Origin of the sequence: Bradyrhizobium denitrificans (genome assembly GCF_013179005.1) — a bacterium.
Classification (GTDB): Bacteria; Pseudomonadota; Alphaproteobacteria; order Rhizobiales; family Xanthobacteraceae; genus Bradyrhizobium; species Bradyrhizobium denitrificans.
Genome location: NZ_JABFDP010000006.1, coordinates 48,774 through 62,047 on the forward strand (window position 1 = coordinate 48,774; position 13,274 = coordinate 62,047).

The 13,274-nt window shown below is 66.2% G+C and carries 10 protein-coding genes; 5 read left to right on the forward strand and 5 right to left on the reverse strand.

The annotated features are described in order from the left end of the window. Window positions 1-15: 15 nt before the first annotated feature. Window positions 16-2,001, reverse strand: coding sequence for a cache domain-containing protein (locus tag HL671_RS07615; RefSeq protein ID WP_012046769.1), 1,986 nt, complete (start codon window positions 1,999-2,001; stop codon window positions 16-18). Between the two features lie 362 nt (window positions 2,002-2,363). Next, on the reverse strand, window positions 2,364-4,217 hold the full coding sequence (locus HL671_RS07620) for a feruloyl-CoA synthase (RefSeq protein WP_172236048.1): 1,854 nt from the start codon (window positions 4,215-4,217) through the stop codon (window positions 2,364-2,366). A 279-nt stretch (window positions 4,218-4,496) separates the two neighbouring features. Here HL671_RS07620 and HL671_RS07625 point away from each other — a divergent pair, with 279 nt between their 5' ends. Beyond that, window positions 4,497-4,976 (forward strand): MarR family winged helix-turn-helix transcriptional regulator, encoded by a 480-nt coding sequence (locus HL671_RS07625; RefSeq protein ID WP_172236049.1) that lies wholly within the window; start codon window positions 4,497-4,499, stop codon window positions 4,974-4,976. A 37-nt stretch (window positions 4,977-5,013) separates the two neighbouring features. Here HL671_RS07625 and HL671_RS07630 read toward each other — a convergent pair whose 3' ends face one another. Both HL671_RS07630 and HL671_RS07635 read right to left on the reverse strand, forming a co-directional pair. Next, window positions 5,014-7,890 carry an EAL domain-containing protein gene (locus HL671_RS07630; RefSeq protein WP_012046766.1) on the reverse strand — a complete coding sequence of 959 codons (2,877 nt, stop codon included), beginning with the start codon at window positions 7,888-7,890 and terminating at the stop codon, window positions 5,014-5,016. A 168-nt stretch (window positions 7,891-8,058) separates the two neighbouring features. Next, window positions 8,059-9,057, reverse strand: coding sequence for an NAD(P)H-quinone oxidoreductase (locus HL671_RS07635; RefSeq protein WP_172236050.1), 999 nt, complete (start codon window positions 9,055-9,057; stop codon window positions 8,059-8,061). 101 nt (window positions 9,058-9,158) lie between these two features. Here HL671_RS07635 and HL671_RS07640 point away from each other — a divergent pair, with 101 nt between their 5' ends. After that, the gene (locus HL671_RS07640; protein WP_172236051.1) at window positions 9,159-9,350 is read left to right on the forward strand and encodes a DUF1192 domain-containing protein; all 192 of its coding nucleotides are present in this window, start codon (window positions 9,159-9,161) and stop codon (window positions 9,348-9,350) included. Between the two features lie 399 nt (window positions 9,351-9,749). Further along, the gene (gene rcdA, locus HL671_RS07645) at window positions 9,750-10,262 is read left to right on the forward strand and encodes a protease adaptor protein RcdA (protein ID WP_012046763.1); all 513 of its coding nucleotides are present in this window, start codon (window positions 9,750-9,752) and stop codon (window positions 10,260-10,262) included. A 140-nt stretch (window positions 10,263-10,402) separates the two neighbouring features. On the opposite strand, the gene rpmE is transcribed toward rcdA, so the two are convergent. Continuing rightward, complete coding sequence (gene rpmE / locus HL671_RS07650; protein ID WP_012046762.1) at window positions 10,403-10,630, reverse strand: 50S ribosomal protein L31; 228 nt, start codon at window positions 10,628-10,630, stop codon at window positions 10,403-10,405. Between the two features lie 234 nt (window positions 10,631-10,864). On the opposite strand from rpmE, the gene HL671_RS07655 reads away from it, so the two are divergent. Then, window positions 10,865-12,724, forward strand: a complete 1,860-nt coding sequence (locus tag HL671_RS07655) for an ABC transporter ATP-binding protein/permease (RefSeq protein ID WP_172236052.1) — start codon at window positions 10,865-10,867, stop codon at window positions 12,722-12,724. Between the two features lie 303 nt (window positions 12,725-13,027). Next, window positions 13,028-13,228 carry a hypothetical protein gene (locus HL671_RS07660; RefSeq protein WP_006614616.1) on the forward strand — a complete coding sequence of 67 codons (201 nt, stop codon included), beginning with the start codon at window positions 13,028-13,030 and terminating at the stop codon, window positions 13,226-13,228. Window positions 13,229-13,274: the final 46 nt, after the last annotated feature.

Consider the following 13,274-nt stretch of genomic DNA (forward strand, 5'->3'; position numbering starts at 1 on the left):
GATGAGGCCGCGAGCTCAGGCGGCCTGACGATCGGAGATCAGCGCCGTCAGGCGCGCCGCCTGCTCCGTGTTCAGTGTGAACTGGACCAGGGCCGTGCGATCGCTGACGCGGGTCACGGTGCCCGGCAAATCCGACACCATGCCGGTGATTCCGAGCGCGACCGGCGTGTTGATCGACAGCTGGACCGGAATCTGCTCAAGCAGCGCGCCGCCGAGCGACAGGTTGCGCACGGTCACTGCAATGGGTGCGCCATTCACCTGCAGCGTACCTGGGCGGTTGATGTTCAGGCGCGTCGACAGGCGGCGATCGACATCGGCGGTCGAGGTCCGGATCACCCGCACCAGCTCGGTGCGAAGCCGCTGCACCTTGTCGGCGACATTGGTCGAGCCGTCACGGATATCGGTCGAGCGCCGGCCGGCCTCGCTGGCCTCGCGCGAGACCTCCGCGATCTGGGTTGCGACCTCGCGTGCCGCGGCCGAGGTCTCCTCGACTGTACGCGAAATCTCCATGGTCACGCTGTTTTGCGCCTGGATCGCATCGGCAATGCCGGTGGACACCGTTTCGACATTGCGGATGACTTCGCCGATGGCGCCGATCGACGAGACCGAGGCGCGCGTCGACTCCTGGATCTCGGCGATCTGCTGCGCGATCTCGCTGGTCGCCTTCGCGGTCTGCTCGGCGAGCGACTTGACCTCGGAGGCCACGACGGCGAAGCCGCGGCCGGCATCGCCGGCGCGGGCGGCCTCGATGGTCGCGTTCAGCGCCAGCAGGTTGGTCTGGCCCGCGATCTCGCTGATCAGACTGGTCACGGCGCCGACCTTGTCGGCGGCCTCGGACAGTTTCGCGATCGTCGCCTGGGCCTCTGACGAGGTCGCGACCGCCTTGCGCGTGAGCTCGCGCGACGCGCTGACCTGGCTGGAGATCTGCGCGATCGACGCGGCGAGCTGCGACGACGCCTTGGCCACGGTCTGCGTCGTGGCCAGCGCCTGCTCGGCCGCAGCGGCGACGCTGCTGGAATTCCGCTCCAGCGTCAGCGTGCTCTCCGTCATCGACTTGGCGTTGTTGGCCATATGGCCCGTCCCTTCGGCGACCTCGCCGACCGCCGTGCTGGCGGCGTGCTCGACCGCCTCGGCCATCTCCTGCAAAGCCTTGCTCTTGATCCGCTCGGCGACCTGGCGCTGCTCGTCCTCGAGCATCGCCGTCTGTCGCGCCTTCTCCTCGGTCTTCTGCCTGAACTGCTCGATCGAGCGCGCCATGTCGCCGAGCTCGTCGCTGCGGCTGAGGCCGGGTAGCTTGATCTCGAAATTGCCGTGGCCGAGCTCGGTCAGCGCGCCGCTCATGGAGGCGAGCGCCGACGACATCCGCCGCGCGATGATCAGAGTGATCGACCCGATGATCAGCATCACCAGCATGGCGGCGATGAACACGCCGCGCTTGCTCTCCCACATCTGCGCTTCGAGATCGTCGACATAGACGCCGGTGCCGATGATCCAGCCCCAGGGCTCGAAGCCGGCGACGTAGGACAGCTTGGGCTGCGGCGCGTCCTTGCCGGGCTTCGGCCACATGTAGTCGACGACACCGGCGCCCTGGCGCTTGACGACATCGACCATCTCCATGAACAGCCGTTTGCCGTTCGGATCCTTGTTGTCGGCGAGGTTCTGGCCATTCAGCTCCGGCTTGACCGGGTGCATCACCATCTTCGGACCCATGTCGTTGATCCAGAAGTAGTCGCCGCTGCCATAGCGCAGCTTGCCGATCCGCTCGGCGGCCTTCTTCTGCGCGACGTCGGGGGCCACCTTGTCGCGAGCGATCGCGTCATACTCCTCGCGCGCGATGCTGAGCGCGGTCTGGGTCAGATGCGCGAGCTCGCTCTGCCGCTGCTCCTGCAGAGCCGTGGCGAGATTTTGGCTTTGCGTCGCGGCGAGGCCGGCGAGCCCGCAGAAGGAGAGCCCGATGATCGCGTAGAGACGGAGGGCAAGCGAGAAGCGCGGCTGAGCCATGGCACGGTCCGGGCAAGAGGGTAGATGCGGACGACTTTAAGGAAACGCAGTTGATACCCGGTTAAGTGCGGATGGTCGTGCATTGCAGGATCAACGCCCTTTCTCCGTATTTTCACGGGCTTTCACGCGCGGATGGAATTCAACTTCAACCGATGATTGGTCCTGATTAGTTGTTAGGCACGCGGCGGGTCGAACGAACGGTTGTAGGTTGAAGCGGATACACGGGAGTCGTCTCGGGTCGTGTCTGAGATCCCCAAAGCAGACTCATCGAGATGCAGCGAACAGAATCGCCGCCGCTCTCGTGGGTTTCGGGCCTCGCTACGCTGGCGGCTTGCCACCAGCTGACCTGGTGGTTCAGCCGCCTACGCCAGCCGGATCAGGTCGGATGCCGTATCGTCCTGCAGCCTGGCGACCAGGTCACTCCGACGGGAGAGCACCGCGCGCTGATTGATGTAGCCCTTGTCGGTGATCTCGCCGGCATCGAGCGACGGCGGCTCGGCCATCAGCAGCGCGCGCGTGGCGTAGCGCGATGAGCCGACCGCCTCCATGCGCAGCTTTGCCATTCCTTCCGCGATCGCGTCGCGGACTGCCGGATGCGCGAGCACCTCGCCGATCGAGGCCGTGTTCGCCAGCGCGGCCTTGCTGCGGCAGGCGGCGATGTTCGGGACGACCAGGAAATGCACCTCATCCGTGCCGTGTCCGGCGACCACGATGTCCTGGGCCAGCGGCGCGAGCGCTGCGATCCCGGCGATGCGCAGCGCGCCGACATTCACCCAGGTGCCCGAGCTGAGCTTGAAATCCTCGGTGATGCGGCCGTCGAAGACCAGGCCGCGCTCCGGATGCTCCGGATCGGCGAACTTCACGGCATCGCCGATCTTGTAGAAGCCTTCGTCGTCGAACGCTGCGGCGGTCAGCTCCGGCGCCTTCCAATAGCCCGGCGTCACATTGGGCCCGCGCACCCTGATTTCGAGCTTCTCGCCCGAGGGCACCAGCTTCAGCTCCGTGCCGGGAATCGGCACGCCAATATTGCCGGCGCGCTCGGCGAAGAAGTGACAATCGGTCGCCAGCGGCGAGGTCTCGGTCGCCCCCCAGGCCGACAGCAGCGGAGCCGGCCGCCCGACGCTGGCCAGGCTCATCTCGTTGAGCGCGTCCCACAGGTTCTGCGGCAGCGCCGCGGCTGCGTAGAAAATGCATCTGACACCGGAGAAGAATTGCTGCCGCAGATCGTCGTCGGTCTTCAGCGCAGCGACCAGCATGTCGAAGCCACGCGGCACGTTGAAATAGATCGTCGGCACTTTGCTGCGGAGATTGGCGAGCGAGGTGTCGAACAGACCGGGGGCCGGCTTGCCGCCGTCGATATAGAGCGAACCGCCCTGGCTCAGCACCAGGTTGAAGTTGTGATTGGCGCCGAAGGTGTGGCTCCAGGGCAGCCAGTCGACGATGACCGGGCCGCCTTCGACCTCGCGCAGAAACGTCCACAACTGCGCCTTGGCCTGCTGGCTGGTCGTCATCATGCGCTGCGTGTTGATCACCGCCTTGGGCTGCCCGGTAGAGCCGGAGGTGAACAGCAGCTTGGCGACCGTGTCCGGCGTCACCGCGGCGAAGGCGCGGTCAACCTCGGGGCCGGGTGTCGTCGCGATCAAGCTCTGCAGCGGCACGGCGCTCGTGCCGTCCCCGTCACCGGCGATGATGGTTGCCCGATGAAGGCTCTCGATCGCGCTCAGCGCGGGCGCGAACGGGGCGCGTTGCGCGACGAAGATCGCGCCGGGATCGAGCAGCCGGATCATCGCGCGCAGCTTCTCATGGTCGGTCGACATCAGCGAGTAGGCCGGCGAGATCGCACTGACCGGCACGCCGACATGCTGCGCGGCCAGCGCCAGCACGGCATGCGCGATGCTGTTGTCGGACAGGATCGCGAGCGGACGGTCGGGGCCGAGGCCTTGCGCCAGCATCCAGGCCGCCGCGGCGCGCACTTGCGCGCGCGTTTCGCCATAGGTCAGCCCTGTCCAGCCGTCGCCACGGCGCTCGGCCAGGAAGGTCCGGTCAGGGACGCTGCGCGCCCAGTGCTCCAGCCATTCGCCGCTGCAGCGCGCAGCCGGCGCGAGCGGTGTGCGTGAGCGCAGGATGATCGCGCCATCATCGCGCCTGACGGCGTCGATTGCGGGCTCGGCGAACATCGAATTCACGGGGAGGATCTGGCGTTCGGCGCTAGCCATTGCGCGCCTCCGCATTGCGGGAGGCCGTCGTCGGTGCGAGGCCAGAGAATGCCCGGCGGAAACATGCGTTATCCGCTATTGTGCATGGTCGCGGCGCTGTCATCACGCGTGCAGCCGCTGTCGAGGCCGACATGGCTCGTCCCTCCCATTTGGTATTCGTTGCGGGAAAGACTAGCAGAATGATTGTGGTTTGCAATTATTGTGAATGTGACCCTTTGTGGCGCCTTGTTCTGGCGATGTCGCCGGTCTAGGCATGGATGTCCACGGCAGCGAGAAATCATGTCCAAGAGCGTGAACGCCGGCGCACAACGCGACGCCGCGAAGCCGACCGGGGAGATCGGGCTCGGCGAGCTCGAGAACCATCTCGGCTATTTCGTTCGTCGTCTCCAGCATTGGATCTTCCGCGACGTCAATGCGGCGCTCGCGGCGGTGGAACTCGACGTCATCCTGTATTCCATCCTGGAGACGATCGCGGCCAATCCAGGCACCACGCAGATCGCGGTCGCCGGCGCGCTCGGCATCGAGCGGGCGCGCATGGTCGGGCTGCTCGACGATCTGCAACAGAGCGGCCTGATCGTGCGCGAGCGCTCCGAGCAGGACCGCCGGGCGCACGCGCTCGGCCTGACGCCGCGCGGACGTATGATCCTGAAGAAGGCGAACGTCGCCGTCGCGGCGCACGAGAAGCGCGTGGCGCGCCGCCTCGGCGCCGGCAATTATCGCCGCGCTCTGACGGCGCTGTCGCAGTTCGAGATGGATTGAGCGGGCCCGAAGGCGGCGTGCGATGCCCGTGGCCGCCTCAGCTCGCCGCTTCGAGCCGCTCTTCCGTCAACAGCCGCATCGCGGCATCGGCATCCATCGGCTCGCCGAAGACGTAGCCTTGGGCATATTCGCAGCCGAGCTGATAGAGCTCCACGGCATCCGAATCCGACTCCGCGCCTTCCGCCACCACGTCCATGCCGAGATCATGGGCCAGCGCGATGATCGATTTGAGGATCACCGGGCGGGTGCCGCGCGCGGTGGTGCGCACAAACGACTGGTCGATCTTCAACGTGTCGAACGGGAAACGCTGCAGATAAGCGAGCGAGGAATGGCCGGTGCCGAAATCGTCGATCGATAGGCCAACGCCGAGCTCGCGGATGCGCGTCAGCATCTGCGCGGCATGCTCCGGGTTCTCCATCACCAGCGACTCCGTCAGCTCGATCTTCAGCGAGCCGCGGGCGACCGACGAGCGCGCCAGCACCGAGCGGATGTCGTGGATCAGGTCGTGGCGCAGCAGCTGCCGCGAGGAGACGTTGACGCTGGCGAAGATCGGCTCGCGCAGCCGCGTCGCGCGCTGCCACACCGAGAGCTGGCGCGCGGTCTGGTCGAGCACGAAGGTGCCGAGATCGACGATCAGTCCGATCTCCTCGGCGATGGTGATGAACTCGTTCGGCGACATCCGGCCGAGCTTCGGATGATCCCAGCGCGCCAGGGCCTCGAAGCCGGCGATCGAGCGATCCTCCAGCCGCACGATCGGCTGATACAGGATCGTGATCTCCTGGCGTTCGATCGAGCGGCGCAGCTCGCTCTCCAGGGTCAGGCGGTCGTTCTTGCGGGCGCGCATCGCCGGCTTGTAGACGTCGATGCGGTCGCCGCCGATCCGCTTGGAATGATACATCGCAAGCTCGGCATCCTTGATGATGTCCTCCGACAGCTGCACCTGCGGGTCGGACAAAGCGAGGCCGATCGAGGCGGTCAGGAAGATCTCGCGCTCGTTGAAGGCGATCGGGGCGCGGATGGTCTTGCGGATGGTCTCGGCGAAGGCGGTGATGCGCGCCGGGTCCTGCTCGGACAACAGGATCAGGCCGAACTGGTCGCCGGCCAGCCGCGCCAGCGTGTCCTGCGGCTTGAGCGTGCGCGACAGCCGCCGCGCCAGCGTCAGCAGGATGGAATCGCCCACGGCGATGCCGACGGAATCGTTGACCTGCTTGAAGCGGTCGAGATCGATCACCATCAGGGTCGGCCGCAGGGTCGGCATCGACTTGGCGAAGTTGGCGACGGCGGCGAGGCGATCGATGAACAGCTTGCGGTTGGGCAGGCCGGTCAGATTGTCATGCACGCTGTCGTGGAGCAGGCGCTCCTCGGCATTCTTGAACTCGGTCACGTCGGTCAGCGTGCCGACCACGCGCGAGACCTCGCCGTCGGAGCCGACCACGGGGCGCGCCTTCAGTGCGAACCACATGAAGTGACCATCCGGTGTCCGCAGCCGGAAGTCCTGCACCAGGCGGCCGCGGCGCTGGTCGAGCACGCTGTCCAGCGCGGCGCGGAAGCGGTCCTGATCGAGCGGGTGCAGCACCTCGAGCCATTTCGCCGCCGGGCCTTCAAGTGTGCCGCGCTTGAGGCCGAGCAGGCTCTCGGTCTCCGGGCTGGTGAACACCTTGTCGGCGGAGACGTCCCAGTCCCAGATCAGGTCGCCGGAGCCGGCCAGCGCCAGCGCGCGCCGCTCGACGTCGGAGACGATGCCGGTGCTGGCGCCGCCGCCGGCGAAGGCGTGCTGCATGACCGTGAAGCCGATCAGCATCACGATCAGCACGAGGCCGCCGAGCAGCGCCGGACCGACGATATCGTTGGTGACCTGGCCGGCCACCGTCATGCCGGCGGCGCCGACCCAGACGGCCAGCAGGAACCAGGTCGGGATCAGCAGCACCGCGCGGTCGAAGCCATGGCTGGAGAGATAGACGATCAGCGCGAAGCCGAGCACGGCGATCAATAGCAGGGACATCCGCGCGATGCCCGAGGCCACCGCCGGATCGAACAGCGCGACCGCGACCAGCGAGCCGAGGAAGAACAGCCAGCCCAGCGTGATGTGCGAGTAGCGAACGTGCCAGCGCGACAGGTTGAGATAGGCGAACAGGAACACCAGCAAGGTGGCGGCGAGGATCGCCTCGCCGGAGGCGCGCCAGACCCGCTCGGCATTGTTCGACATGTCCAGGACCTTGCCCCAGAATCCGAAATCGACGCCGATATACACCAGCACCGCCCAGGCCAGCGCCGCGGCGGCCGGGAACATGATGCTGCCCTTGACCACGAACAGGATGGTGAGCACCAGCGCCAGCAGGCCGGAAATGCCGATCACGATGCCCTGGTACAGCGTGAACGAGTTGACCTTGTCCTTGTAGGCCTCGGGTTCCCACAGATACAGCTGCGGCAGCTTGTCGGTGCGCAGTTCAGCCACGAAGGTGACGACCGAGCCGGGATCGAGCGTAACGCGGAAGACGTCGGCGGTCGGGCTCTCCTGCCGCTCGGGGAGGTCGCCGATCGAAGGCGTGATGGTGGCGATGCGCGACAGGCCGAGATCGGGCCAGAACACGCCGGAGCCGACGACGCGGTAGTGCGGCGCGACGATCAGGCGGTCGAGCTGGTCGTCGGTGTTGTTGGCGAGCGCAAACACGATCCAGTGCTGGCCGCCTTCGCGGGCCCGCACCTCGATGCGGCGCACGATGCCGTCGGTGCCGGGCGCGGTAGAGACCTGGATGCGGTCGTTCTCGCTGCGCTGATGATCCAGAATGCCGGTGAGGTCGATGGCAGGCGCGTCGCTGCGGACGCTGACGGCGTCAACGGCCTGAGCGGGGGCAGCGGCACCACACATCACGAGGCCCAGCGCCAATGACGCCAGGCACCTGATCAGACGCAATGTCAAATCTCCGCGTTCGACGCCAAACCCCAGCGAAACAGATCAAACCTAACGCAACGTTCGCAAAGGATTTGGAGCCGTTCCAGGCACGGTTCAGATGTGCGCGATCATTGGCACGAAAGCGAGGAAAAACAAAGAGTTTCCAAACACGCTCTGTTTAGACTGCGCCTAGATTTCCAACACAATTTTGCCAATATGTTGGCTGGTCTCCATGCGCGCATGCGCTTTCGCGGCCTCGACCAGCGGAAAGGTCGAGTCCATCAGCGGCTTGATGCGGCCCTCGCGCAGCAACGGCATCACCTTGGCCTCGATCGCCGCCACCATCGCCGCTTTGTCGGCGTTGCTGCGCGGGCGCAAGGTCGATCCGGTGTGGGTGAGGCGCTTCACCATCAGCTTGACGAAGTTCACGGTGGCCTTCGGGCTACCCAGGAAGGCGATCTGAACGATGCGGCCATCGGTGGCCGCGGCGTCGTAATTGCGCTCGATATAGTCGCCGCCGACCATGTCGAGGATGACGTTGGCGCCCTTGCCGCCGGTCGCTTCCTTGACCACGGCGACGAAATCTTCCGTCTTGTAGTTGATGGCACGGTCGGCGCCGAGCTTGACGCAGGCAGCCGCCTTGTCCGGCGAGCCGACGGTGACCAGCACCCTGGCGCCGAACGCCTTGGCGAGCTGGATCGCCATGGTGCCGATGCCGGACGAGCCGCCATGAACCAGCAGGGTCTCGCCCGCGGTCAGTCCGCCGCGCTCGAACACGTTGTGCCACACCGTCATCAAGGTCTCGGGGAGGGCGCCGGCCTCCAGGATCGACAGGGCCGATGGCACGGCCATCGCCTGCGCGTCCTGGGCGATGCAATATTCGGCGTAGCCGCCGCCGGCGACCAGCGACATCACATGATCGCCCAGCCGATGCCGCACAGCGCCGTCGCCGAGCGCCACCACTTCGCCCGCAACCTCCAGGCCCGGCAGGTCGCTGGCGCCTGGCGGCGGCGGGTAGCTGCCGGAGCGCTGAGCGACGTCGGGACGGTTGACCCCCGCAGCCTTCACCTTGATCAGGATTTCGCCGGGACCCGGCTTGGGAACCGGCCGGGTCTCGGGCTGCAGCACCTCGGGGCCACCCGGCTTGCTGATGGCGACCACGGTCATTTGCGCGGGCAGCTGTTCCATGAGATGTCCTTCAGCACGACGTTGAGACCAGGATATTGAGACGGTGTGCTGGGCGTGCTTAAGCCAGCCGGGGCCGGGCTGGCAACCGGGAGGAGGGGGCGATGGCAAACGAGGACGACGACCGGCCGCGCAAGGCAGGGTCACATGAGATCGGTCAGGATCTCGCGATGCTCTCCGTCGAGGAACTGACCGGCCGCATTGCGCTGTTGCGAAGTGAGATCGAGCGGGTCGAGCAGGCGCTGGCCAAGAAGCGCGCATCGCGCGACGCCGCCGCCAGCATCTTCAAATCCTGACCTGTTCCAGCAGGTAGAAATACGGTCGGCGAGTGACGGTCGGCCAGTGGCCGACATGGCTAATGAAGTTTGAAAAATTTTCGCCATTTACGGTTGATTAAGCTTTCGGGTTTACAACCGGAACCGTCCTCGTTTGGACACCGAGTGGCTCCTGTCCACTCTGTTTGACGCCTCCCTGTTATCAACTTCAAAAGCCGCCGGAAACGGCGGCTCTTTTTTTGCGTTGTCCAGCTACCGTTGCTCGCATCACGAGCGGTATGAAGGACGCTCGCCCCACGCCGTGGAAACCATAAAAGGCGTTGCCGCTGGACTCTGAAAAGCCGTCGCGCAATGATTTGTTCATCATACCGGCGCGGTGGCCGGATTGCGTAAATCAGTCGCGTTTATGAGGCGTTAACCATGTCGGACCGTTTGCTGGGCGATGGCGCTCTGGTTCAGTTCAATGAGCGGCTCACCAATTCTGCTGCATTCGGCGCGCTGTTTCGGGAGGGCATGGATCTGGTCGAGGAGACCGCCGCCTATCTCGATGGCGACGGCCGCAACGAAGCGAAGGCGCTGGATCGCGCCGTCAGCCTGACCTACGCGACCGAGAGCATGCGGCTCACCACGCGCCTGATGCAGCTGGCGTCCTGGCTGCTGCTGCACCGCGCCGTGAAGGAAGGCGAGATGACGCTGGGTCAAGCCAATCGGGAGAAGACCAAGGTCAAGCTCACCGCCGCAGATCCCGGGCCGGCCGACCTCCTGGAGAAGCTGCCGCAGCAGCTGCAGGACCTGATCGCGCGCTCGATGAGCCTGCAGGGGCGGGTCCGCCGCCTCGACGCCACGATCCATTCCCCGCCGCCGGACCAGAGCGCGATCGGCAATCCGCTGGTGCCGCATCTCAACCGGCTGAAGGCTGCCTTCGAGCAGTAAGCCTCGAATCCCGGGGCTCGGCGCAGGCCGAGCTCGCCGGCACCGCCGCAGCGACACGCGCAACAAAAACGCCCCCGTTTCCGGGGGCGTTTTGCTGTCAGGCTGCCAGTGCTGCGGGCGCTTGAGGCCCGCGCGCTGCATCAATCCTTCTTGAGGAAACCCTGGAACTTCTTCTGGAAGCGCGAGACGCGGCCGCCGCGGTCCATGATCTGCTGGGTGCCGCCGGTCCAGGCCGGATGCGACTTCGGGTCGATGTCGAGGTTGAGCTTGTCGCCCTCTTTGCCCCAGGTCGAACGGGTCTGATACTCGGTGCCGTCGGTCATCACGACGGTAATCGTATGATAATTCGGGTGAATGTCGGCTTTCATGGCGGATCCTAGGGCGCAATGCGTTAGACATGACAGGGCGCGGTCGCGCCTCATCCTGCCGTCACTGAAGGGGGACAATTGGCGCGGTCTATAGCCCAAGGTCCCGCCCAAAACAAGCCAAGGTCGCGAAACAAGCCAGGATCCGCCATCCACCTTGGTATATTACCGGATTTGCCAAGGCCGGTGCGGCGGGCCTATCACGACGACAGATTGGATGAATTCTCAGGTGGCCTCATGAGCGCAGTGGAACGGCTGGACGAGCGGCAGAGCGTTGTTCCTCCAGGGCAGGACCCGGTCGGCGACGCGGCTGCGGCCGTCGAAGCGCTGATCGAGCCCACGACCCCGGTCCGCCGGTCCAAGCTGCGGCCGCTGCTTGCGCTCGCCCCCTACATCGCCCGCTATCGCGGCCGTGCCCTCCTCGCGCTGATCTCGCTGACGATCGCCGCGCTGACCACCCTGCTGGTGCCGGTCGCGGTGCGGCGCATGATCGATTTCGGCTTCACGCCGAAGGGCATCGAGCTGATCAACAGCTATTTCAGCGTCATGATCGCCGTGGTGGCCGTGCTCGCCCTGGCCAGCGCCGCCCGCTATTACCTCGTGATGACGATCGGCGAGCGCATCGTCGCCGATATCCGCCGCGACGTGTTCGCGCATCTGATGTCGCTGTCGCCGTCTTTCTTCGATTCGGCGCGGTCCGGCGAGCTGGTGTCGCGGCTCACCGCCGACACCACGCAGATCAAGTCGGCGGCCGGTGCCTCGGTCTCGATCGCGCTGCGCAATCTGCTGCTGTTCGTCGGCGCCACCGGCATGATGGTCTTTACCAGCCCCAAACTGTCCGGCTTCGTGCTGTTGGCGATCCCGCTGATCGTGATGCCGCTGGTCGCATTCGGCCGCTGGGTCCGGCGTCTGTCGCGCAACGCCCAGGATACTCTGGCCGATGCCTCGGCCTATGCCTCCGAACTGGTCGGCGCCATCCGCACGGTGCAGGCCTATACCAGCGAAAAGCTGGCGGCAGGGCGGTTCGGCGGCGAGGTCGAGCAGGCCTATGAGGCGGCGCGGGTCTCGACCCAGGCCCGCGGCGTGCTCACCGCGATCATCATCTTCATCGTGTTCTCCAGCGTGGTCGCGATCCTCTGGGTCGGCTCGCATGACGTGCTGACCGGCAATATCAGTGCCGGGCGGCTCGGCCAGTTCGTGCTTTATGCGGCGTTCGCCGCCGCGGGGCTCGGCCAGCTCTCGGAGGTGTGGGGCGAGGTCTCGGCCGCCTCCGGCGCCGCCGAGCGGTTGTTCGAACTCCTGCATGTCCAACCGGACATCAAGGCGCCGGCACACCCCGCGGCTTTGCCGGAGCCTGCGCGCGGCGACATCAGCTTCGACCGTGTCAGCTTCGCCTATCCGAGCCGTCGCGATGTCCGCGTGCTCGAGGATGTCTCGTTTGCGATCCGCGCCGGCGAGAAGGTCGCGATCGTCGGCCCCTCCGGCGCCGGCAAGAGCACGTTGTTTCATCTGCTGCTGCGGTTCTACGATCCGGCCTCCGGCGCGATCTCGGTCGACGGCGTGCCGGTGCGCGCCGCCGATCCGCGCAAGGTGCGCGAGCGCATCGCGCTGGTGCCGCAGGAGTCCGTGGTGTTTGCGGCGAGTGCGCGCGAGAACATCCGTTTCGGCCGGCCGGAGGCGTCGGACGCCGAGGTCGAGCGCGCGGCCGATCTCGCCCATGCCAGCGAGTTCATTCGCCGGCTGCCGGAAGGCTTCGACACCCCGCTCGGCGAGCGCGGCGTGACTCTGTCGGGCGGCCAGCGCCAGCGCATTGCGATCGCGCGCGCCATCCTGCGCGACGCGCCGCTGCTGCTCCTCGACGAGGCGACCTCGGCGCTCGACGCCGAGAGCGAGACGCTGGTGCAGACCGCGCTCGAAGGCCTGATGAAGGACCGGACCACCTTGGTGATCGCGCATCGCCTCGCCACCGTGCTGTCCTGCGACCGCATCCTGGTCATGGACCGCGGCCGGATCGTCGAGCAGGGCACGCACAGCTCGCTGGTCGCCGCCAACGGCCTCTATGCCCGGCTGGCGCGGCTGCAGTTCGAAGGCGTGTAGTTTCGGCACTCCCGTGCACAGCAGGGCGATCGCGTTTGACCAATTGGCTCAAGCGCAGCAGGAACGCCCAACAATGATTTAGGCCGTCATGCCTGGGCTTGTCCCGGGCATCCACGTTGTTCCGAGGGGGGAGGATGACGTGAATGGCGGGACAAGCCCGGCCATGACGACGTGCAAACACACCCACGAATTCTCGCGGCGGACCTGCAACCTTTCTCGGGCCTTGTACGTTCCCTGCCGGAACAGTTGGCGCGGCGCTCGATGTGCGCCGACCGCACACTTGACCGCACAGGAGCAGCGCGCATGCCTTACCGTCGTGGCAGTTTTGCCCTCACGCCCCCCTCCTTCGTGATCTTCGCGATCGCGCTAGTGCTCGCCCTGGTCGCGATGCTCGCGCACTACATGCACGCCTCGGTGCCGCTGCTGTCGGCCGCGCATGCCTTCGACGCGCTGGCGATCGCCTTCGTGGTGCTCACGATCGGTGTGCTGTTTCGCGGCGTGTAGTTGCTGTTCACCCCATACGCGGTGTCGCCCCTGCGAAAGCAGGGGC

Coding starts and splice junctions, on each gene's coding strand:
- rpmE (WP_012046762.1), bottom strand. CDS start 10,630: ATGAAAGCCGACATTCACCCGAATTATCATACGATTACCGTCGTGATG.
- HL671_RS07635 (WP_172236050.1), bottom strand. CDS start 9,057: ATGGAACAGCTGCCCGCGCAAATGACCGTGGTCGCCATCAGCAAGCCG.
- HL671_RS07640 (WP_172236051.1), top strand. CDS start 9,159: ATGGCAAACGAGGACGACGACCGGCCGCGCAAGGCAGGGTCACATGAG.
- HL671_RS07625 (WP_172236049.1), top strand. CDS start 4,497: ATGTCCAAGAGCGTGAACGCCGGCGCACAACGCGACGCCGCGAAGCCG.
- HL671_RS07615 (WP_012046769.1), bottom strand. CDS start 2,001: ATGGCTCAGCCGCGCTTCTCGCTTGCCCTCCGTCTCTACGCGATCATC.
- HL671_RS07620 (WP_172236048.1), bottom strand. CDS start 4,217: ATGGCTAGCGCCGAACGCCAGATCCTCCCCGTGAATTCGATGTTCGCC.
- HL671_RS07660 (WP_006614616.1), top strand. CDS start 13,028: ATGCCTTACCGTCGTGGCAGTTTTGCCCTCACGCCCCCCTCCTTCGTG.
- HL671_RS07655 (WP_172236052.1), top strand. CDS start 10,865: ATGAGCGCAGTGGAACGGCTGGACGAGCGGCAGAGCGTTGTTCCTCCA.
- rcdA (WP_012046763.1), top strand. CDS start 9,750: ATGTCGGACCGTTTGCTGGGCGATGGCGCTCTGGTTCAGTTCAATGAG.